General features: G+C 61.5%; 19 protein-coding genes. 8 read left to right on the forward strand and 11 right to left on the reverse strand.

Annotated features, from left to right (window positions below):
• Nucleotide 1 precedes the first annotated feature (1 nt).
• Both AACV02_RS16310 and AACV02_RS16315 read left to right on the forward strand, forming a co-directional pair.
• Nucleotides 2-1,282, forward strand: coding sequence for a TRAP transporter large permease (locus AACV02_RS16310; RefSeq protein WP_106578869.1), 1,281 nt, complete (start codon nucleotides 2-4; stop codon nucleotides 1,280-1,282).
• A 94-nt stretch (nucleotides 1,283-1,376) separates the two neighbouring features.
• On the forward strand, nucleotides 1,377-2,282 hold the full coding sequence (locus AACV02_RS16315; protein ID WP_177413655.1) for an aldose 1-epimerase: 906 nt from the start codon (nucleotides 1,377-1,379) through the stop codon (nucleotides 2,280-2,282).
• Between the two features lie 65 nt (nucleotides 2,283-2,347).
• Here AACV02_RS16315 and AACV02_RS16320 read toward each other — a convergent pair whose 3' ends face one another.
• From AACV02_RS16320 to AACV02_RS16340, 5 genes are all read right to left on the reverse strand, one after another.
• Entirely contained in the window at nucleotides 2,348-3,493 is a 1,146-nt protein-coding gene (locus AACV02_RS16320; RefSeq protein ID WP_119735698.1) for an HlyD family secretion protein, read from the reverse strand.
• On the reverse strand, nucleotides 3,490-5,136 hold the full coding sequence (locus AACV02_RS16325) for an MFS transporter (RefSeq protein WP_106578871.1): 1,647 nt from the start codon (nucleotides 5,134-5,136) through the stop codon (nucleotides 3,490-3,492). Before AACV02_RS16325 ends, AACV02_RS16320 begins: the two co-directional genes overlap by 4 nt.
• Nucleotides 5,137-5,373: 237 nt before the next feature.
• The gene (locus AACV02_RS16330) at nucleotides 5,374-6,180 is read right to left on the reverse strand and encodes a sulfite exporter TauE/SafE family protein (protein ID WP_119735700.1); all 807 of its coding nucleotides are present in this window, start codon (nucleotides 6,178-6,180) and stop codon (nucleotides 5,374-5,376) included.
• Nucleotides 6,181-7,425 carry an NAD(P)/FAD-dependent oxidoreductase gene (locus tag AACV02_RS16335; RefSeq protein ID WP_119735702.1) on the reverse strand — a complete coding sequence of 415 codons (1,245 nt, stop codon included), beginning with the start codon at nucleotides 7,423-7,425 and terminating at the stop codon, nucleotides 6,181-6,183. It abuts the gene before it with no gap.
• Nucleotides 7,426-7,475: 50 nt separating this feature from the next.
• Nucleotides 7,476-7,811 carry an ArsR/SmtB family transcription factor gene (locus tag AACV02_RS16340; protein WP_016974127.1) on the reverse strand — a complete coding sequence of 112 codons (336 nt, stop codon included), beginning with the start codon at nucleotides 7,809-7,811 and terminating at the stop codon, nucleotides 7,476-7,478.
• A 110-nt stretch (nucleotides 7,812-7,921) separates the two neighbouring features.
• On the opposite strand from AACV02_RS16340, the gene AACV02_RS16345 reads away from it, so the two are divergent.
• A complete protein-coding gene (locus AACV02_RS16345; protein ID WP_119735705.1) occupies nucleotides 7,922-8,785 on the forward strand; it encodes an MBL fold metallo-hydrolase in 864 nt (287 codons plus the stop codon).
• A 126-nt stretch (nucleotides 8,786-8,911) separates the two neighbouring features.
• On the opposite strand, the gene bkdR is transcribed toward AACV02_RS16345, so the two are convergent.
• Entirely contained in the window at nucleotides 8,912-9,400 is a 489-nt protein-coding gene (bkdR, locus tag AACV02_RS16350) for a Bkd operon transcriptional regulator BkdR (RefSeq protein WP_078743488.1), read from the reverse strand.
• A 195-nt stretch (nucleotides 9,401-9,595) separates the two neighbouring features.
• Between bkdR and AACV02_RS16355 the strand changes: the two genes are divergently transcribed.
• The 5 genes from AACV02_RS16355 (at nucleotide 9,596) to AACV02_RS16375 (ending at nucleotide 15,791) form a co-directional block, all read left to right on the forward strand.
• On the forward strand, nucleotides 9,596-10,831 hold the full coding sequence (locus tag AACV02_RS16355) for a 3-methyl-2-oxobutanoate dehydrogenase (2-methylpropanoyl-transferring) subunit alpha (protein WP_106578876.1): 1,236 nt from the start codon (nucleotides 9,596-9,598) through the stop codon (nucleotides 10,829-10,831).
• Nucleotides 10,832-10,833: 2 nt separating this feature from the next.
• The gene (locus AACV02_RS16360; protein WP_119735708.1) at nucleotides 10,834-11,892 is read left to right on the forward strand and encodes an alpha-ketoacid dehydrogenase subunit beta; all 1,059 of its coding nucleotides are present in this window, start codon (nucleotides 10,834-10,836) and stop codon (nucleotides 11,890-11,892) included.
• Complete coding sequence (locus AACV02_RS16365) at nucleotides 11,893-13,164, forward strand: dihydrolipoamide acetyltransferase family protein (protein ID WP_119735710.1); 1,272 nt, start codon at nucleotides 11,893-11,895, stop codon at nucleotides 13,162-13,164.
• Between the two features lie 3 nt (nucleotides 13,165-13,167).
• Nucleotides 13,168-14,547, forward strand: coding sequence for a dihydrolipoyl dehydrogenase (gene lpdA, locus AACV02_RS16370; protein ID WP_119735712.1), 1,380 nt, complete (start codon nucleotides 13,168-13,170; stop codon nucleotides 14,545-14,547).
• Between the two features lie 224 nt (nucleotides 14,548-14,771).
• The gene (locus AACV02_RS16375; RefSeq protein WP_119735714.1) at nucleotides 14,772-15,791 is read left to right on the forward strand and encodes a branched-chain amino acid aminotransferase; all 1,020 of its coding nucleotides are present in this window, start codon (nucleotides 14,772-14,774) and stop codon (nucleotides 15,789-15,791) included.
• 134 nt (nucleotides 15,792-15,925) lie between these two features.
• Here AACV02_RS16375 and AACV02_RS16380 read toward each other — a convergent pair whose 3' ends face one another.
• The 5 genes from AACV02_RS16380 to AACV02_RS16400 all read right to left on the reverse strand — a co-directional run bounded on the left by AACV02_RS16380 (nucleotide 15,926) and on the right by AACV02_RS16400 (nucleotide 21,271).
• The gene (locus AACV02_RS16380) at nucleotides 15,926-16,819 is read right to left on the reverse strand and encodes a GNAT family acetyltransferase (protein WP_119735716.1); all 894 of its coding nucleotides are present in this window, start codon (nucleotides 16,817-16,819) and stop codon (nucleotides 15,926-15,928) included.
• A 380-nt stretch (nucleotides 16,820-17,199) separates the two neighbouring features.
• Complete coding sequence (locus AACV02_RS16385) at nucleotides 17,200-18,033, reverse strand: TIGR03915 family putative DNA repair protein (protein WP_119735718.1); 834 nt, start codon at nucleotides 18,031-18,033, stop codon at nucleotides 17,200-17,202.
• Entirely contained in the window at nucleotides 18,030-19,250 is a 1,221-nt protein-coding gene (locus AACV02_RS16390; protein WP_106578883.1) for a putative DNA modification/repair radical SAM protein, read from the reverse strand. Before AACV02_RS16390 ends, AACV02_RS16385 begins: the two co-directional genes overlap by 4 nt.
• Before the next feature lie 81 nt (nucleotides 19,251-19,331).
• Entirely contained in the window at nucleotides 19,332-20,669 is a 1,338-nt protein-coding gene (locus AACV02_RS16395; RefSeq protein ID WP_119735720.1) for a lysine N(6)-hydroxylase/L-ornithine N(5)-oxygenase family protein, read from the reverse strand.
• A 119-nt stretch (nucleotides 20,670-20,788) separates the two neighbouring features.
• The gene (locus tag AACV02_RS16400) at nucleotides 20,789-21,271 is read right to left on the reverse strand and encodes a sigma-70 family RNA polymerase sigma factor (RefSeq protein WP_119735722.1); all 483 of its coding nucleotides are present in this window, start codon (nucleotides 21,269-21,271) and stop codon (nucleotides 20,789-20,791) included.
• Between the last annotated feature and the right edge of the window lie 173 nt (nucleotides 21,272-21,444).

The raw sequence follows: 21,444 nt of genomic DNA on the forward strand, positions 1-21,444 counted from the left end.
CATGGACGCATTGATTCTGTTGGGCAGCTTTATCGCGTTGATCCTGATCGGCATGCCGGTCGCTTACGCCCTGGGGCTGTCGGCGCTGATCGGCGCGTGGTGGATCGACATTCCGTTCCAGGCCTTGATGATTCAGGTGGCAGGCGGGGTGAACAAGTTTTCGCTGATGGCGATTCCGTTCTTCGTGCTCGCCGGGGCGATCATGGCCGAAGGCGGCATGTCGCGCCGGCTGGTGGCGTTTGCCGGCGTGCTGGTGGGCTTTGTGCGCGGCGGCCTGTCGTTGGTCAACATCATGGCCTCGACGTTTTTCGGCGCCATTTCCGGCTCATCAGTGGCAGACACCGCCTCGGTCGGCTCGGTGCTGATTCCGGAAATGGAGCGCCGCGGCTACCCCAGGGAGTTCGCCACGGCGGTGACCATCAGCGGCTCGGTACAGGCGCTTTTGACCCCGCCCAGCCACAACTCGGTGCTCTATTCCCTGGCGGCCGGCGGCACGGTGTCGATCGCCTCGCTGTTCATGGCCGGCGTGGTCCCGGGCCTGCTGATGAGCGCGTGCCTGATGGTGCTGTGCCTGATCTTCGCGAAGAAACGCGACTACCCCAAAGGTGAAGTCATCCCGCTGAAGCAGGCGCTGAAAATCTGCGTCGACGCGCTGTGGGGCCTGATGGCGATGGTGATCATTCTTGGCGGCATCCTCTCGGGTATTTTCACCGCCACCGAGTCCGCCGCGATTGCCGTGCTGTGGGCGTTTTTCGTGACCATGTTCATCTACCGCGACTACAAATGGCGCGAGTTGCCCAAGCTGATGCACCGCACGGTGCGCACCATATCCATCGTGATGATCCTGATCGCCTTCGCCGCCAGCTTCGGCTACATCATGACCCTGATGCAGATCCCGGCGAAGATCACCACGATGTTCCTGACCCTGTCGGACAACCGCTACGTGATCCTGATGTGCATCAACATGATGCTGCTGTTGCTCGGCACCGTGATGGACATGGCGCCGCTGATCCTTATCCTCACGCCCATCCTGCTGCCGGTGATTCTCGGCATCGGCGTCGACCCCGTGCACTTCGGCATGATCATGCTGGTGAACCTGGGCATCGGCCTGATCACCCCGCCAGTGGGCGCAGTGCTGTTTGTCGGCGCGGCGGTGGGCAAGGTCAGTATCGAGAAAACCGTCAAAGCCCTGCTGCCGTTTTATGGCGTGCTGTTTCTGGTGCTGATGGCCGTCACCTACATCCCGGCGCTGTCGCTGTGGCTGCCGGGCCTGGTGCTGTAACCCTTTATCCGAGGCCGAGGTTCAACGGTGGACGCAGGCTTGCCAGCGTCCACAAATCACCTCTGTGTTGGTTTATTCATGCGGCGGGACACCCATGCCTTCAGACTTGATCGAGCTCATCGACCCACTCACCCACCTCACCCTGGCCCCGGCCCTGGGTGGCAGCATCGTCAATTGGTCGGAGCGCGCCACAGGGCAGCCGTTGTTGCGACACAGTGACGAGCACGCGGTAAATACCGGTTTACCGGGCAAGTTGGGGTGCTACCCGTTGGTGCCCTGGTCCAACCGGATCGCCCAAGGCGGTTTCGATAACCCCGACGGCTGGCTGGCGCTCACCGCCAACAGCCTGACCGATCCGTTGCCGATTCACGGTTCGGCCTGGCAACAGGCGTGGCACGTGGTCAGCCAGGCGGCGGATGAAGTGGTGCTGGGGCTGCGGTGCGACACGCCGTTCGCCTATCACGCCGAACAGCGCATTGCCTTGCGCGACGGTGAGCTGAGCATCGCGTTGCGCGTAACGCATCTGGCCGAACAGGCGGCGTGGCATGGCTTAGGCTTGCACCCGTACTTGCCGCGTACGTCGGGCACGCGGTTGCAGGCCAAGGCTGGGCAGGTATGGATGAGCGATGCCTCAAAGCTGCCCACAGGATTGGCGCCAGTGCCGCAGGCTTGGGATTTCAGCACATTGAACGCCTTGCCCGAAGGCCTGGTGGACAATGGGTTCTGCCAGTGGGACGGGCATTGCCGGATCGAGCAGCCGCACTTGGGCTACACCCTGGAATGCCGGGCGACCGGGGCGGATTACTTCCTGCTGTATTGCCCGCCGGGGTTGGCATTCTTTTGCATCGAGCCGGTGAGCCATCCGGTGAATGCCCATCACCTGCCCGGCAGGCCGGGGCTGAGATTATTGGAGCAAGGCCAGTCGACCCAACTCGATTTCACCCTCAAATACAGTGCCCATGGGGACGCGGGCTTGCCCGCGAAAGCCGTGGGTCGGTAACCACGCGCTTTGCGGCACTGCGCTTTTGCGAGCACGCCCGCGTCCGCAGGGTGACCTGTGCTGTGTCAGGGCGGGGTGTCTTTCAGGCGCCCCGCCGTGTCGATACTCACCACCACCGATAACCCCGGCCGCAGGCGCTCGCTCTCGGCCTGATCCGGGTCAACGGTGATCCGCACCGGCACTCGCTGGGCGATCTTCACAAAGTTGCCGGTGGCGTTGTCCGCCTGCAACAGGCTGAATTCCGAACCGGTCGCCGGGGAAATGTGCTGCACCGTGCCGTGAAACTTGCGGTGGTTCAGCGCGTCCACCGTGAAGGTTACCGGCTGGCCCACCTGCACATTGTCCATTTGGGTTTCTTTCATGTTGGCGATCACCCACAGCTGGGGCGGCACCAATGCCATCAACTGCGCACCGGAGTTGACGAAGGCGCCCAGGCGCACGCCGATCTGCCCGAGCTGGCCGTCACGCGGCGCGAGGATGCGGGTGTTGGACAGGTCAATACGCGCCAGCTCCACTGCCGCGTCGGCACTGGCCACGGCGGCCTCCAGTGAACCGCGGTTGACGATCACGGTTTGCAGGTCCTGCCGGGCGATTTCCAGGCTGGCCTGGGCCTGGGCCACGGCGGCGATGGTCTGCGCATTGGCGGCGCGCGTCACGTCCAGTTCACGCTTGGACACCGAGCCATCGCTGATCAGCTCTTCGTTACGGCGCAAGTCAGCGGTGCTTTTTCGCGCCTGGGCCTGGCTGTCGACCAGCGCGGCCTGGCGCAGCTTGATGGTGGCTTCGGCACTGTTGCGTTGCTGCACCACGTTGGCCAACGAGGCTTTCTGCACCGCCAGTTGCGCCAACGCCTGGTCGAGGCGCTGCTTGTAGATGCGATCATCCAGGCGCACCAGCAGGTCGCCGGCCTTGACGAACTGGAAGTCCTGCACCGGCACTTCATACACATAGCCGCTCAGTTGCGGGCCGATAATCGTCACCTGGCCGCGTACCAGTGCGTTTTCAGTGCTCTCCACGGCGCTGCTGAAGGGCGGCAATTGCCAGGCATACAGCACGATCAGCACGCCGACGATGGCAATTGCGGCAAAGCCCAGCGATGAGATGACGCGCACCCGCAGTGAGCGTGGCTCAGTCGCGGTTGCTCCCGGTGGAGCGGTGCCTTCCGGGGTGGAGGCGATGGCGTTGGTGGTGGTCGTGGTTGTTTCGGTCATGAAGTAACGCCGCTGGGTTGAACGGGAGGGGCTGCTGCTTTGGTGGTGCTCATCAGCCACAGACTGCGGATGAAGATCCAGAGCATGGTGAGGATCGCGATGATCGCAATCAACATGAACACATCGTTGTAGGCCATCACATTCGCCTCACGCGTAGCCGCCGTGGCCAGGCTGCGAATGCCCATCAGGTTGCGCAATTGCGGGTCGGCGATGATACCGCCATACGCCGAACCGCCACTTTGCACCCGCGCGGCCACACGCGGGTCCAGTAAGGTCAGGTGCTCGACGATCATGCTGGAGTGATACTTCTCGCGCACGATCTGGAAAGTGCCCAGCAACGCCGCGCCTATCAGGCCGCCGAGGTTCTGGCAGATGCCGAACATCACCGAAAAGCTCACCAGGTTGCGCGGGTTGGTGAGCACGTTGCGCGTGCCCAGCACCATGGTCGGCCCCAGAAAAAAGGTGCCGCCAAAGCCTAGCAGGAACTGGCTGATATACAGGTTCTGTGGACGGGTCAGGTTACTTGAGAAGCTGTCCATCACCGAGCCGGTGGCCATCAGCGCCAGAGAGATGATCAAGGGCATCAACAGGTGCGCCGGGTTGATCGTCAGCGCACTGACCACCAGCCCGGCAATTGCCCCGGCCAGCATCACCACGTAGAGGGTGTGCATCTGCTGGTAGCTCATGTTCAACATTTGCATGAAGCCCACGGCGCCAGTGGATTGCTCCGACAACACCATGCGAATCAACACCACCGCCAGGGCCAGGCGAATCATCACCCCACTGCCCAGCCAACGGGTCATCAGCAATGGGTTGGCGCGGTTATGCTCGATGGCCAGGCCGGCCATGATCAACACCAGGGAACAGGCCGACGCCACGCCGATCCACGGGGCTTCCAGCCACCAATCGATACGCCCCAGCGACAACACCGCGCAGAGCAGCGCCACGCCGGTGGCGAGGATGCCGAAGGTGAGGAAATCGAGTTTTTCAAAGGTCTTGAAGCGATCGCCGGGCGGCAGTTTGAGCAGGAAGACGCAACCCAGGCAGATCAGCGCCATGCCCAGTTCGAACAGGTACAACCCGCGCCACTCGGCAATTTGCAGCAGGTCTTCAGAGAACAACCGCGCCAGTGGCAGTGCCAGCTGCGCCGTGCCCAGGCCGAGCACCAGGGCTTTCATGCGCCACTTGGCCGGGAACGCCTGGATCATGTAGTACAAACCCAGCGAACTCAGCGCCGCGCCCACCATACCGTGGGCCGCCCGCACCGCGATGGCGGAGCTGAGGTCGTTGACGAACAAGTGGCCGAAGGTGACCAGCGCATACAGCACCAGAAACACCTCGGTGAACGCGCGCAGGCCAAACTGCTGGCGAAACTTCACCAGCAGCAGGTTCATGCACACATTGGTCATCACATAGGCGGCGGGCAGCCAGGCCATTTCGGCGGTGGTCGCGCCCAAGGCGCCTTGCAAATATTGCAGGTTGGCGATCACCAGCGCGTTGCCCAGCCCACCGGTGATTGCCACCAGCACACCGACCATCGCAAACAACCAGCGCTTGTGCGTGGGGTGCAGCGGCGTCGACGGCGAGCCGGGCAGGCTCGGTCGCTCGTGGGGCTGCCAGGTGTGGGGGGTGTATTTGTCCATTCGATGGCCTTGATAAGCCGACGTGCAAGGTCGGTGAATCCATTACTCAGGGAGTAGTAAACCTGAGAGACGTTCATCTTGCCATGTCAGGGCAGCAATTGAACTCTTGAACGGGCACGTTCAAAACGGTGGAGCGGGCTTGCTCGCGAAGACGGTGGGTCAGTCGACTCATTCGGTGTCTGGCACACCGCTTTCGCGAGCAAGCCGCTCCCACCGTTGGAATGTATTTCAGGTCGGTCAGAGTGTGGCCTTGAGCACCATGCCAATAGCCACCACCACGCACAGGCTGGCAAAGCCGACTTGCAGGGTGCGCGCCTTGATCACCGAACACAGGCGCCGCCCAATCAGCATGCCGACGATGCTCGCGCCGATAAACACCCAGCCCACAGGCTCGATGCTCACCCCGGCATGAAACGCACCCGCGACGCCAATCAGCGAGATCAGGCTGATCACCATCAACGAGGTGGCGACGATGCCGCGCATCTGCACATCCGTCAGCTGCTTGAACGCCGGCACGATCAGAAAGCCGCCACCCACGCCGAGCAAACCCGACACCGCACCGGTCACCGCGCCGAGGGCGGCCAACGTGGCGCTGCACTTGGCCGTCCAGGCCAGGCGCCCGGTCTGCTGATCAAGCATGCAGTTCTTCTGGCCCCACGACGCGGCGCCATGATCGCTGGGCCCGGCGTCGACCTTTTCGCGCTGCAACATGCGCCAGGCCACCAGCACCATCAATGCGCTGAACAGCCCCATCAGCACGGGCTCCGGCAGTTGATGGGCGAAAAATACACCCAGGGGCGAAAACAGTGCGCCGAGCAAGGCGATCAATAAGGCCGCGCGGTAACGCACCAGACCATGGCGCAAGCCGTCGATTGCGCCGACCGCCGCCGCCGCGCCCACCGCGAGCAATGACACCGGCGCCGCCTGGGTCATCGTCAAGCCCAACCCCAGCACCAGCGCCGGCACCCCAAGGATGCCGCCGCCCGCGCCCGTGAGGCCCATGACCAGACCCATCAACACGCCCAACACGCTTGCCAGCAGCATTTAATCCACCTTGCTCAGACGGGTCAGCCACTCGCGGCCCTTGAGCATGCCGTTCCAGTAGAACCACGGCAGCAGCGTGGCCTTGAGAAACCACATCGAGCGGCGCGCCCGGGTCGGGTCCAGTGGGAAGGTCGGCAGCAGTTTGCCGCCGTAGCCGAACTCGGCCAGTACCACCTTGCCCTTCTCCACCGTCAGTGGGCAGGAACCATAGCCGTCGTACTTGAGCGGCAGCGGCGCCTGTTGACGCAGGGCCAGCAGGTTTTCAGCGACCACCACGATCTGCTTGCGCACAGCGGCAGCGGTCTTGGCATTGGTGGTGCCGCACACATCGCCCAGGCCAAAGATGTGTGGGTAACGCAGGTGTTGCAGGCTGTGGGGGTTCACTTCACACCAGCCGGCGGCGTCGGCCAGCGGGCTTTGGCGGATAAAGTCCGGAGAGACTTGCGGCGGGACCACGTGCAGCAGGTCGAAGGATTTCTCTTGAACCGTGACCGTGCCCGCAGCGTCTTTCACCTCGAACCAGGCCTTGCGCGCCTGGCCATCGACCTTGACCAGGTTGGAATTGAACGCCAGGCGTGCCTGGTATTTTTCGACGTACTTCATCAATGGCGGCACAAAGGTCGCGACGCCAAACAGCGCGGCGCCCGCGAGATCGAATTCGACGTCGATGTTTTTCAGATGGCCTTGTTTGCGCCAGTGATCGCAGGACAGGTACATCGCCTTTTGCGGCGCCCCCGCGCATTTGATCGGCATGGCCGGCTGGGTAAAAATCGCCTTGCCGCCCTTGAGCTGCTGAACCAGTTGCCAGGTGTAGGCGGCATGCTCGTAGCTGTAATTGGAGGTCACGCCGTTTTGGCCCAAGGTGTCTTGCAGGCCTTCGACCTTTTCCCAGGCCAGGCGCAGGCCGGGGCACACGATCAGGTTGTTCCAGGTAACGCGCTGGCCGCTGTCGAGCACCAGGGTCTGCGCCTCGGGCAGCACTTCGGTGACGGCGGCCTGCACCCAGGTGACGCCATTGGGCAGCACATCGGCGAGTGGCCGCCGGGTCTTTTTGACGTCGTAGGCGCCGCCGCCGACCAGGGTCCAGGCCGGCTGGTAGCAGTGATAGTCGCTCGGTTCGATCAGGGTGATGTTCAGGTGCGGGTCACGTTTGAGCAGGCTGGCCAGCAGGCCGATGCCCGCCGAACCGCCGCCGATGACTACGATATCGCCACTGATGGTAGGGCCACAGTGTTGGTCATTCATGGTCAATCGCCTTTCTTTTACATGCACACAAGGGTCGCTGCCGGATGGCGTCACGCCCAGCTTTTCATGACCGCGCCGCAGTACAGCCCGGACAGGGTTTTCATCACTTGAATCACTTCATGGCTGGCCAGCCCGTAGAAAATGTATTTGCCTTCCCGACGGGTGGCGACCAACCCTTCGTCACGCAGGATGCCCAACTGTTGAGACAGCGTGGGCTGGCGCACGCCGGTCAGCGCTTCCAGTTCACCCACGTTGCGCTCGCCCTGGGTCAATTGGCACAGGATCAACAAACGGTCCTCGTTGGCCAACGCCTTGAGCAAGGAGCAGGCCTTGGACGCCGATGCGCGCAACTGGGCGACTTCGCCCTCACTCAGAGTAGATTCCATTTGCTTCGGGTCCTTTACGTCACTTAAGCTAAAAACATTATGTGTAAACGTAAACTGATTGTAACGACTTTTTTCTTCATCGTTTTTCTTCCTCAACAGGGACAGCCGCCATGCCAGCGTTGATTCACGCTTTTCTGGACGAGGCATCGTCGACCTTCACCTACGTCATCCATGAAATGGACGGCGGCCCATGTGCCATCGTCGACTCGGTGCTCAACTACGACCCGGCCTCCGGGCGCACCGACACGGCCCAGGCCGACAAAGTCATCGCGTTTGTGCGTGAGCACGGCCTGCAGGTGCAATGGCTGCTGGAAACCCATGCGCATGCCGATCACTTGTCTGCCGCGCCGTACCTGCGCCGTACGCTGGGCGGCAAGATCGCCATTGGTCAATCGATCAGCAAGGTCCAGGACGTGTTCAAGAACCTGTTCAACCTAGAGCCGGAATTTCGCGTCGATGGCTCGCAGTTCGACCATTTGTTTGCGCCCGATGAGGTCTTTCATATCGGCAACCTGAAAGCGCAGGCGCTGCATGTGCCCGGGCATACCCCGGCGGACATGGCCTACTTGATCGACGACCGCTTGATTCTGGTGGGTGACACACTGTTCATGCCGGACGTGGGCACGGCGCGCTGCGATTTCCCGGGTGGCGATGCGCGGCAGTTGTATGCGTCGATGCGTAAGTTGCTGGCCTTTCCTTTGGAAACAGAACTGTACGTGTGTCATGACTACCCGCCTGAAGGCCGCGAGGCCAAGTGCCTGACCACAGTCGCGGAACAGCGCGCGGGCAATATTCATGTGCATGACGGGGTGGATGAGGCGACGTTTGTTGCGATGCGCACGAAACGTGATGCCGGGCTGGGGATGCCGACGCTGTTGTTGCCGGCGATTCAGGTGAATGTGAGGGCGGGGCATATGCCGCCTGCTGAGGCGAATGGTATGACTTACCTGAAGATTCCGCTTAATCAACTCTGAAAGAGGATCTAAACGTGGGAGCGGGCTTGCTCGCGAAAGCGGCGGGTCAGTCAACTCATCGTGTGCCTGGCACACCGCTTTCGCGAGCAAGCCCGCGCCCACTTTTTTACAGCGGCGCGGCTGAGGTCATGTGCCGAGGTTGATGCCATTGGCGGGTAAAGGCAGCGCCGTCTTGTAGCGCACTTGCTTGAGCGCAAAGCTGGAGCGGATATTCGCGACGCCGGGCACTTTGGTCAAAAAGTCCATCATGAAGCGCTCCAGCGACTGGATCGTCGGCACCAGCACGCGGATCAGGTAGTCCGGATCACCGGCCATCAGGTAACACTCCATCACTTCCGGGCGGTCCGAGATCGCACCTTCAAACTGCTGCAGCGCCAGCTCGTTCTGCTTTTCCAGGCTCACATGAATAAACACGTTGACGTGCAGCCCGAGCAAATCGGCATCGAGCAGCGTGACCTGATCGCGAATCAGGCCCAACTCTTCCATTGCCTTGACCCGGTTGAAACACGGTGTGGGTGACAGGTTGACCGAGCGGGCCAGGTCGGCGTTAGTGATGCGCGCGTTCTCCTGCAGGGCGTTGAGAATGCCGATATCGGTACGGTCCAGTTTGCGCATGAGACAAAATCACCTGTTTATTATGTTTATGCAGTTTTTTTATCCGCAAATGATCGCGAGCGCAACGAAACACAGATAAATATTCTTCTACGCCACGCCTATGATTGTTGTAGGACAAGATTTCTCCTACCCGGAGACGGACTGTCAGCTAGCGCGCCCACTACAAGAAATTCACAAGATAGAGCGTAGAAAGCCATGACCCAGCAGTACGAACCACTGCGCCTGCACGTTCCCGAACCCTCGGGCCGCCCAGGCTGCAAGACCGACTTTACCTACTTGCGTCTGACTGACGCAGGTTTGGTCCGCAAACCCGCCATCGACGTAGAACCCGCCGACACTGCCGACCTGGCCAAAGGCCTGATCCGCGTGCTCGACGACCAGGGCCAGGCACTCGGTCCATGGGCCGAAGGCGTTCCTGTCGAGATCCTGCGCAAAGGCATGCGCGCCATGCTCAAGACGCGGATCTTCGACAACCGCATGGTGGTCGCCCAGCGGCAGAAAAAAATGTCGTTCTACATGCAAAGCCTCGGCGAAGAAGCCATCGGCAGCGCCCAGGCCCTGGCCTTGAACATCGACGATATGTGTTTCCCAACCTATCGCCAGCAAAGCATTCTGATGGCGCGCGAAGTGCCGCTGGTGGACTTGATCTGCCAACTGCTGTCCAACGAGCGCGACCCGCTCAAGGGCCGCCAGTTGCCCATCATGTACTCGGTCAAGGACGCTGGCTTCTTCACTATTTCCGGCAACCTCGCCACCCAATTCGTACAAGGTGTGGGCTGGGGCATGGCCTCGGCGATCAAGGGCGACACCAAGATCGCCTCGGCCTGGATCGGCGACGGCGCCACCGCCGAATCCGACTTCCACACCGCCCTCACCTTCGCCCACGTCTACCGTGCGCCGGTGATTCTCAACGTGGTCAACAACCAGTGGGCCATTTCCACCTTCCAGGCCATTGCTGGCGGTGAAGCCACCACCTTCGCCGGACGCGGTGTGGGTTGCGGTATCGCCTCCCTGCGCGTGGACGGCAACGACTTCATCGCCGTGTACGCCGCCTCCGCCTGGGCGGCCGAGCGTGCACGCCGCAACCTTGGGCCAACGCTGATCGAATGGGTCACCTACCGCGCCGGTCCGCACTCGACCTCGGATGATCCGTCCAAATACCGCCCCGCCGATGACTGGAGCCACTTCCCGCTCGGCGACCCGATTACGCGCCTCAAGCAGCACTTGATCAAGATTGGCCAGTGGTCCGAAGAGGAACACGCGGCGGTCAGTGCCGAACTTGAAGCCGAAGTGGTCAAGGCGCAAAAAGAAGCCGAACAGTACGGCACCCTCGCCGGCGGCCAGATTCCAAGCGCCGCGACCATGTTCGAAGACGTTTATAAAGAGATGCCGGAGCACTTGAAGCGCCAGCGTCAAGAGTTGGGGATCTGACCATGAACGATCACAACAACCGTATCGAAGTGGAAACCGCCATGACCACCACCACCATGACCATGATCCAGGCCTTGCGCTCGGCCATGGATGTGATGCTTGAGCGTGACGATAACGTGGTGGTATTCGGCCAGGACGTCGGTTACTTCGGCGGCGTGTTCCGTTGCACCGAGGGCTTGCAGAACAAGTACGGCAGCTCGCGGGTATTCGACGCGCCGATCTCCGAAAGCGGCATTGTCGGTGTGGCGGTGGGCATGGGTGCCTACGGCCTGCGCCCGGTGGCAGAAATCCAGTTCGCCGACTACGTCTACCCCGCGACCGACCAGATCATCTCCGAAGCTGCGCGCCTGCGTTATCGCTCGGCCGGCCAGTTCACTGCGCCGCTGACCATGCGCATGCCCTGCGGCGGCGGCATCTATGGCGGCCAGACCCACAGCCAGAGTATCGAAGCGGTGTTCACCCAGGTCTGCGGCCTGCGCACGGTGATGCCGTCCAACCCTTATGACGCCAAAGGCCTGCTGATTGCCTCGATTGAAAACGATGACCCGGTGATCTTCCTCGAGCCCAAACGCCTGTACAACGGCCCGTTCGACGGCCACCACGACCGCCCGGTAACGCCGTGGTCGAAACACCCGCAAGCGCAAGTCCCGGACGGTTACTACACCGTGCCGCTGGACGTCGCCGCCATCGTGCGTCCGGGCTCGGCCGTCACCGTGCTGACCTACGGCACCACCGTGTATGTGTCGCAAGTGGCCGCCGAAGAAACCGGCATCGACGCCGAGGTCATCGACCTGCGCAGCCTGTGGCCGCTGGACCTGGAAACCATCGTCAAGTCGGTGAAAAAGACCGGCCGTTGCGTGGTGGTGCACGAAGCCACGCGCACCTGCGGTTTTGGTGCCGAGCTGGTGTCGCTGGTCCAAGAGCATTGCTTCCATCACCTGGAAGCGCCGATCGAACGCGTCACCGGCTGGGACACCCCCTACCCGCACGCGCAAGAGTGGGCGTATTTCCCAGGGCCGTCCCGTGTGGGCGCGGCGTTGAAACGGGTCATGGAGGTCTGAATGGGCACGCACGTTATCAAGATGCCGGACATTGGCGAAGGCATCGCAGAAGTTGAACTGTCGGTATGGCACGTAAAGGTCGGCGACCTGGTGGTTGAAGACCAGGTGCTGGCGGATGTGATGACCGATAAGGCGATGGTGGACATTCCCTCGCCGGTGCACGGCAAAGTGATTTCCCTCGGCGGCGAGCCGGGTGAAGTCATGGCCGTGGGCAGTATTTTGATCAGCATTGAAGTGGAAGGCGCGGGTAACGCCAAGGATGTACCGGCGGTGGCTGCACCGGCAAACGCTGCGCCTGCGCCAACTGCGGTTGCTGAAGCCAAACCCGTGCCAGCGCCAAGCAAGCCTGCGCGCGCGCCTGTGGTTGCAGCTCAACCACACGTGGCCCGTGAAGCTGACGAACGCCCACTGGCCTCCCCTGCCGTGCGCAAACATGCCTTGGATGCTGGCATCCAGCTACGCCTGGTGCAGGGCACTGGTCCGGCGGGCCGGATTTTGCACGAAGATCTGGAGGCTTTCTTGCTCCAGCGTCCGGCGCAAAATAAAACCGCTGCCAACCCCTATGCCGAACGCACCGACGAAGAACAAATCCCGGTGATCGGCATGCGCCGCAAGATTGCCCAGCGCATGCAGGACGCCACCCGGCGCGCCGCGCATTTCAGCTACGTGGAAGAAATCGACGTCACCGCCCTCGACGAGTTGCGCGTGCACCTCAACGAGAAGCACGGTGCCACGCGCGGCAAGCTGACCCTGCTGCCGTTTATCGTGCGCGCCATGGTCGTGGCGTTGCGCGATTTTCCGCAGATCAACGCGCGGTACGACGACGAAGCCCAAGTCATCACCCGCCTTGGTGCGGTGCATGTGGGCGTCGCTACCCAGAGCGACGTCGGCCTGATGGTGCCAGTGGTGCGTCACGCCGAAGCGCGCAGCCTGTGGGGCAATGCCGAGGAAATCGCGCGTTTGGCCACCGCCGCACGCAATGGCAAGGCCAGTCGCGACGAGCTGTCGGGTTCGACCATTACCCTGACCAGCCTCGGCGCCTTGGGCGGCATCGTCAGCACGCCGGTGCTGAACCTGCCGGAAGTCGCCATCGTCGGCGTCAACCGCATCGTTGAGCGGCCGATGGTGATCAAGGGCCAGATCGTGATCCGCAAGATGATGAACCTCTCCAGCTCCTTTGATCACCGCGTGGTCGACGGCATGGACGCGGCGCAATTCATCCAGGCCATTCGCGGCCTGCTCGAACAACCCGCCAGCCTGTTTTTGGAGTAAGGCATGTCCCAGACATTACACACCACGCTACTGATCATCGGTGGCGGCCCTGGCGGTTACGTCGCGGCGATTCGCGCTGGCCAGTTGGGTATCCCGACCATTCTGGTCGAAGGCCAGGCGCTGGGCGGCACTTGCCTGAACATCGGCTGCATTCCGTCCAAAGCCTTGATTCACGTGGCTGAGCAATTTCAGCAAACCGTGCACCACAGCCAGGGTTCGCAGTTGGGCATCGAAGTCGACGTGCCGACGCTGGATATCCGCAAGAGCGTGGAATGGAAAGACGGCATTGTCGATCGCCTGACCACAGGCGTCGCCGCCCTGCTGAAAAAGCACAAAGTGCAAGTGATCCACGGTTGGGCCAAGGTGGCCGATGGCAAGACGGTCGACGTCGGCGACCAGCGTATCCAATGCGAACACCTGCTGCTGGCCACCGGATCGAAGAGCGTCAACCTGCCGATGTTGCCGATTGGCGGGCCGATCATCTCTTCCACCGAAGCCCTGGCACCCACGCATGTGCCCAAGCGTCTGATTGTGGTGGGCGGCGGCTATATCGGGCTGGAGCTGGGCATTGCCTACCGCAAGCTTGGCGCCGAAGTCAGTGTGGTCGAGGCGCAGGAACATATCCTGCCCGCCTATGACGCCGAGCTGACGTTGCCGGTGGCCGAATCCCTCAAGCAACTGGGCGTGAAGCTGTACCTGAAACACAGCGTCACCGGTTTTGAGAACCAGTGCCTGCAAGTGCGCGATCCCAATGGCGACACCTTGTCTCTGGAAACCGATCAGGTGCTGGTGGCTGTGGGTCGCACACCCAATACCCAGGGCTGGAACCTGGAAGCGCTGAACCTGGACATGAACGGTTCGGCGATCAGGATCGACAGCCGTTGCCAGACCAGCATGCGCAACGTGTGGGCGATCGGCGACCTGAGCGGCGAGCCGATGCTGGCCCACCGCGCCATGGCTCAGGGCGAGATGGTGGCCGAACTGATCAGCGGTAAATCCCGCGAATTCAACCCGGCGGCGATCCCGGCGGTGTGCTTTACAGACCCGGAATTGGTGGTGGTTGGCAAGACCCCGGACGAAGCCAAGGCCGCGGGAATGGACTGCATCGTGTCGAGCTTCCCGTTTGCGGCCAATGGCCGCGCCATGACCCTGGAATCCAAAACCGGCTTTGTGCGCGTGGTTGCGCGGCGTGACAACCACCTGATTGTCGGCTGGCAGGCTGTAGGCGTGGGTGTCTCCGAGCTGTCCACCGCCTTCGGCTTGAGCCTGGAAATGGGCGCGCGTCTGGAAGATGTGGCCGGCACCATCCACGCCCACCCGACGCTCGGCGAAGCTGTACAAGAAGCGGCCCTAAGAGCCTTGGGCCACGCGCTGCACCTGTAAATCCGCGGTGAGGCTATCGCGGGCAAGCCCGGCTTCCACAGGGGAATGCATTCCAAATGTGGGAGCCGGCTTGCCTGCGATAACGGCGGATCAGCCAACACACATGCTGAACGGCCCACCCACCTGCTCCCACACCGGCCAATAATGCAGTATTGTTGCGCCCATCCAGAAAAAACCGACACGCCTGCCTTCGACCAGGCGGTTGACCAGAGATAGAGGGTGTCATGGGTAACGAAAGCATCAATTGGGACAAGCTGGGTTTTGACTACATCAAGACCGACAAGCGGTTTCTCCAGGTCTGGAAAGACGGCGAATGGCAAGAAGGCACCCTGACCGACGACAACGTGCTGCACATCAGCGAGGGCTCCACGGCCCTGCATTATGGCCAGCAATGCTTTGAAGGCCTCAAGGCCTATCGTTGCAAGGACGGTTCGATCAACCTGTTCCGCCCTGACCAGAACGCCGCGCGCATGCAGCGCAGCTGTGCACGCCTGCTGATGCCGCACGTGTCCACCGAAGACTTCATCCAAGCGTGCAAGCAAGTGGTCAAGGCCAACGAGCGGTTCATCCCGCCATACGGCAGCGGCGGCGCGCTGTACCTGCGCCCGTTCGTGATCGGCACCGGTGACAACATCGGCGTGCGTACCGCGCCGGAGTTCATCTTCTCGGTCTTCGCCATCCCGGTCGGCGCCTATTTCAAAGGCGGCCTGGTGCCGCACAACTTCCAGATCTCCACTTTCGACCGCGCCGCGCCACAAGGCACCGGCGCCGCCAAAGTGGGTGGCAACTACGCTGCCAGCCTGATGCCGGGTGCCGAAGCGAAAAAATCCGGTTTCGCCGATGCGATCTACCTGGACCCGATGACCCATTCGAAGATCGAAGAAGTCGGCTCGGCCAACTTCTTCGGGATCACCCACGACAACCAGTTCATCACGCCGAAGTCACCTTCGGTGCTGCCGGGCATCACCCGCCTGTCGCTGATCGAGCTGGCCCAGTCGCGCCTGGGCCTGAAAGTAGTCGAGGGCGAAGTGTTCATCGACAAACTGGATCAGTTCAAGGAAGCCGGTGCCTGCGGCACAGCCGCCGTGATCTCGCCGATCGGCGGCATCCAGTACAACGGCAAGCTGCACGTGTTCCACAGCGAAACCGAAGTCGGCCCGATCACCCAGCAGCTCTACAAAGAACTGACCGGCGTGCAAACCGGCGACGTCGAAGCGCCAGAAGGCTGGATCGTCAAGGTCTAAGCCCTAAAGCCAGCCCCACACAACCCATGTGGGAGCTGGCTTGCCTGCGATAGCGGTCTATCAGTGACTGAACACGTTGACTGATAGACCGCCATCGCGGGCAAGCCCGCTCGCACATTTGCGCGGCGGTGTGTTCAAGACTGCGGCGGGATATTTACGGCTATTTTCTTGCCCATGCTGATCCTTGGCTCCACCCCATACCCCAGCGCCTCATAAAACCCCACCACCGCATCATTGCCGCCCGTAATCTGCAAATTGATCTTCATGCACCCCAGTGCAGTCAACGCCTGTTCGGCATACCGCACCAACGAAGCCCCCAGGCCCTGCCGGCGATAATCGCTGTGCACCGCCACCGAATACAGCCAACCACGATGCCCGTCGTAACCGGCGAGAATGCTGCCGATCACAGCCTTTTTATCCGTGGCCACAAAAAACAATCCATCGTTGACCGCCAGCTTCTTATCAATCGCCAACGTCGGCAGGTTGTGCGCGGTGTCGTACCCAAACGCCTCCTGCCACAAAGCCACCACTTGCGCACGGTGCTGACGGTCGCGATACGGCCCGATGGGGTGACGGGACAACAACGCCTTCTCCATCACCAGCGTGCGCTCGTTACCGTGGTAGACATCGCGCACCGTGTGGAAACCCATCTTGGTGTAGAACGGCTCGGCGGTCAGCGAAGACGGCACGTTCAAGACCGTCACCCCGGCATCTCGCGCACGCAGTTCGATCTCAATCATCAACAACCGGCCAATGCCCTGCCCCTGCAACGCCGGGTTGACGAATACCGAGCGCACCACATTGGCATCCAGCGCCGCAGTGGCGACGATCACCTGACCCTGCACCGCCACCAGCACAACCCGACGCTGGAGCAAAGCCAGCACAGCGTCAGGCGTAAAATTGCTCGCCACGCGAGCGATCACATCCGCCGGGTAATCCCGCGCATTGCTGCTGTGCAAGGCCGCCAGGATGACCTGGCTGATCCCCTCGGCATCGGTGGTTTGGGCAAGACGAACAGCGGTAGACATGCATTCTCCTTCCTGGCTCGGGTGTCACGACCGCCACCATACTAATGTGGGAGCTGGCTTGCCTGCGATAGCGGTCTGTCAGTCAGAACGTTCAGTACTGACCTATCGCTATCGCAGGCAAGCCAGCTCCCACAGTTTGAGCGCATTTCAAGCCTCTCAGCCGATTCGGCTGCCCCACCCCACTTTTCAGCTTTCCCGGCTGAGCCGCCCCTCTGTTTCAGCCGGGATTCCCCCACCGCAACGCACAAAATACCCCCACAGCTCAGCCCCCCATAGACCCGTGCACCCATGCAAATCACCAACACCGTCCTGATGATTCGCCTGCCGATGCATTCGGTGACTGACACACCGCTATCGGGTACCGGCCCCCTCTCGCCGTTTTAACCGTGCCCGCTGGAAATTCGCTTGCCCGGCTTGGTCCCAATCAGCTTCGCCTGCCCATCGCGCTGCTTGCCCGTCCGCGCCTCGCTGATCAACCCCGGAATCAACTTGCCCTCCGGCAGGTTCTTCCAGAATCGACTGGGCAAATGCCCCTCCATCACTTTGGGGTTCAAGCGCGCCGGGTTGAAGATATGGCTGTAGTAGGTCAGCCACATGGCGCTGTGAGGGTCTTCGACGTTTTGCGCCAGTTGCTGCCAGGCTTCGGGGCATTCGCGTTGATGAATCAACTGCTGACCGTCGTAATACACCCCATCCAGCGGCGTCGCGATCATCCAGCGATGCCGGCCCATGCGCCCGATAAAGTGCTGACTGGCTGATTTCAATATGTCGTGGGCCGGCTCATGCCAGGCCACGTATTCCGGCAACTGCGGCCCGGCCTCTGAGGGCAGCGCGATAAACCGCACAAATGCGTGCAGGTGGTGAGCTTCGCGACTCACCTGCTTGATCCGCCGTTGCAACTCACTGCCCAGCTTGTCCCCGGCCAGCATGGCGGTACGGTCGCCATGGCTGACTCGCCACAGCACCTCGTAGAGCAAGCTCCAACGCTGATCGCCGTGATAGCAGGCGGCCGACTCCAACAGCGCCAACAGCGCCTTGGGAATGCGCGCCTGAAACGGCCCAAGCTGCGCAGGAATCGGCTCGTCGGTGGCAAACAGGTCTGCCACTTCGGCCTCGCCCCAGCTCACCTGGCTGGGGTCAACCTGATGGCTGAGCAGCCAGCGCGCCTGTTCGCGCCAGGTGCTGAACAGGTTGTCGCATTCCAGGCTGATCATCCCCACAACCCCATTTGCTGAGGCTGCGGGCGGTCGCGCAGTTGCTCGCGCAGCAACACGCTGGTGGTGTCGGCCTGTTGTGGGTGGTAGTCACTGGTGATGAAAAACGGCTTGGCCTTGGCCAGCACGCAGCGCATGCGCGCCAGGTCTTCGAAACGGATTTTGCGTTCGCGGCGCAGGTCCACCAGGCGCTGGGTAGTGCGCAAGCCGATGCCGGGGATGCGCGCAATCAACGTGGGTTCGGCGCGATTCAAGTCCAGCGGAAACACCTCGCGATGCTCCAGCGCCCAGGCCAGCTTGGGGTCGATATCCAGCGCCAGGTGGCCGGGGCCTTCAAACAGTTCGTTGGCGCTGAAACCGTAACTGCGCAACAGAAAGTCTGCCTGGTACAAACGGTGCTCGCGCATCAGCGGCGGCGCCGCCAGGGGCACGCTTTTCGGGCTGTTGGGGATAGGGCTGAACGCCGAATAATAGACGCGGCGCAACTTGAAGTTGCCGTACAGCGCCTCGGCGCCGTGCAGGATGGTGCTGTCGTCGGTGTCGTCGGCGCCGACGATCATCTGCGTGCTCTGCCCGGCCGGGGCGAAACGCGGCGCGCGCGGCTCATTGAGGACGGTTTGCTCACCGGTGTAGATGGTTTGCATGGCTTGCTTAATTGAAACGATCTGCTTTTCCGGCGCCAGGGTTTGCAGGCTGGCATCGGTGGGCAACTCGATGTTCACGCTGAGCCGATCGGCATAACGCCCGGCCTCGGCGATCAGTGCCGGGTCGGCTTCGGGAATGGTCTTGAGGTGGATATAGCCGCGAAAGTCATGCTCTTCGCGTAACAGCTTGGCGACCCTGACCAGTTGCTCCATGGTGTAGTCGGCCGAGCGAATAATGCCGGAACTGAGAAACAGCCCGCTGACGCAATTGCGCCGGTAGAAATCCAGGGTCAGGGTGACCACCTCCTCCGGGCTGAAACGCGCACGCGGCACGTCGCTGGAGCGGCGGTTGACGCAGTACTGGCAGTCGTAAAGACAGAAATTGGTCAGCAACACCTTGAGCAACGACACACAACGGCCGTCCGGGGTGTAACTGTGGCAGATGCCCATGCCGTCAGTGGAACCCAGCCCGGCCTTGCCCTCGGAACTGCGCTTGGGCGCGCCACTGCTGGCGCAGGAAGCGTCGTACTTGGCGGCGTCGGCGAGGATACTGAGTTTTTCGATCAACTGCATGGAGAGCTACCGATACTGGTTTTTTGTACAGTACCAGTAGCTCAACCTTGGCGCCAGTGCCGTCTGTAGGACTGTGCTCGATCAGCTCGCAGTTGCGAGGAGCAGGTCCTGCACCGAGCGCGCTTTGCCCCGATGGCGATCGTTTTCATACAACGACGCCGCGATCTCATCCGCCCGAATCGGCAGTACCGACAGCAAGGTATCGCTCAAGCCATGGCTTGCCTGGCTGAAGCCCTGGATATAGATGCCGGCCTTGCAGCGCTCGTCGGTGACGATGCGGTAGTCGCGCGCCACTTCGAAGTCGCCCATATAGGCTTCCAGCGGCGCGAGCAGTTCGCGATGCATCTGGCGCTCGTAACCGGTGGCCAGGATCACCGCGTCGTAGTGGCTGACGCTGGTTTCGCCGCTGGCGTTGTTGCGCAAGGACAGTTCGATGCCCAGCGGGCTGGCGCTGGCTTTCTCGACCACGGTCATGGTGCGGAACGCCTGGCGGGCGACACCGGAGACTTTCTGACGATAGAAAATGCCGTAGATGCGCTCGATCAGGTCCAGGTCAACCACCGAATAGTTGGTGTTTTGGTACTCGGCCACCAGGCGTTCGCGCTCGGCGCCGACCTGCTGGAACACCAGATCGGTGAACGCCGGTGAAAACACTTCGTTGACGAACGGGCTGTCGTCGGCGGGCTTGAGCGCCGAACCGCGCAGGATCATGTCGACCTGCACCGACGGGAAACTGTCGTTCAAGTCGATAAAGGCTTCAGCCGCGCTTTGCCCACCGCCAATGATTGCAATGCGCATCGCCTTGCCTTCAATACACGGCTGCTGGGCCATGCGCGCCAGGTATTGGGAGTGGTGGAATACGCGGCCATCATCCTTGAGGGCCTTGAACGCTTCAGGCACACGCGGCGTGCCGCCGGCGCTGACCACCACCGAACGGGTGGTGCGCACATGCTGTTCGCCCAGCGCGTCACGGGAGATCACGCGCAGTGCTTCAACGTGTTGCTGTTGCAGGATCGGCTCGATCGCCAGCACTTCCTCGCCGTAGCGCGCCTGGGCCTGGAACTGCCCCGCGACCCAGCGCAGGTAGTCGTTGTACTCCATCCGGCACGGGTAAAAAGTGCCCAGGTTGATGAAGTCCACCAGGCGGTCGTGGGCCTTGAGGTAATTGACGAAGGAGTAAGGGCTGGTGGGGTTGCGCAAGGTCACCAGGTCCTTGAGGAACGAAATCTGCAGTTCGCTCTGGGTCACCAGGGTATTGCCGTGCCAACGGTAATCGGCCTGTTTGTCGAGAAACAGCACGTCCAGTTTGCCCTGGGCTTTTTCGCGCTCCTGCAGGGCGATGGCCAACGCCAGGTTCGAAGGGCCGAAACCGATACCGATCAGGTCGTGAACCGCGGGCGAAGCAATTGCCTGTGTCATTCCAGTGTCCTCTGGATAAGCCCCTTGGCGGTGGGGCGGGAATACCTTCACGACCTGCACAACAGGTCATGTGTTGATAGGAAACGAGGACAGTGAAATAAAATTTAACTGATCATTGATCAGTGCGCGTCCCACTCGCGCATGCGCACCCGGCAATGCTTCATGGCGTTGACGATGTGTTTCTCCACCAGGCTGCGGGAAATACTCAGGCGCTCGGCGATTTGCAGGTGGGACAGGCCGTCGAGTTTGCGCAGCAGGAAGCTGTCGCGGCAGGTGGCCGGCAGCTCGGACAGGGCACGCTCGAGCATTTCAAGGCGCTGGTCCTGATCGTGGCAGGCATGCGGTGAACTGGTGGCGAAACGCTCCTCACTGTCCAGCACGTCCAGGGGTTCGGACAGGCGCAAGGCGTTACGCCGATGACCATCGATTACCAGATTCAGCGCGGTGCGGTACAAAAACGCGCGCGGTTGTTCGATCGGCGTGTCACTTGAGCGCTCCAGCACTCGGACATAAGCGTCATGCACCACATCCTCGGCCACCTGACGGTTGCCCAGCTTGGCGTTGAGGAAACACACCAGCTCGCGATAGTAGTTTTCCAACATGACTCCCGGCCGTCAGGGCGACGGCATCAAATCCTTGAGTACTTAACAAGACAGGCCATGGATGATGGCAGTTTGAGTGCGTGCAATTTATAGTAATTCTCATCTACTTTTAAAGAAGTCTTGCATCAATGCGCGAGTTTTTTATTCCATAGCGCTGTTTCCGTGCATGTAAA

Source organism: Pseudomonas sp. Larv2_ips (assembly GCF_963879675.1).
Classification (GTDB): domain Bacteria; phylum Pseudomonadota; class Gammaproteobacteria; order Pseudomonadales; family Pseudomonadaceae; genus Aquipseudomonas.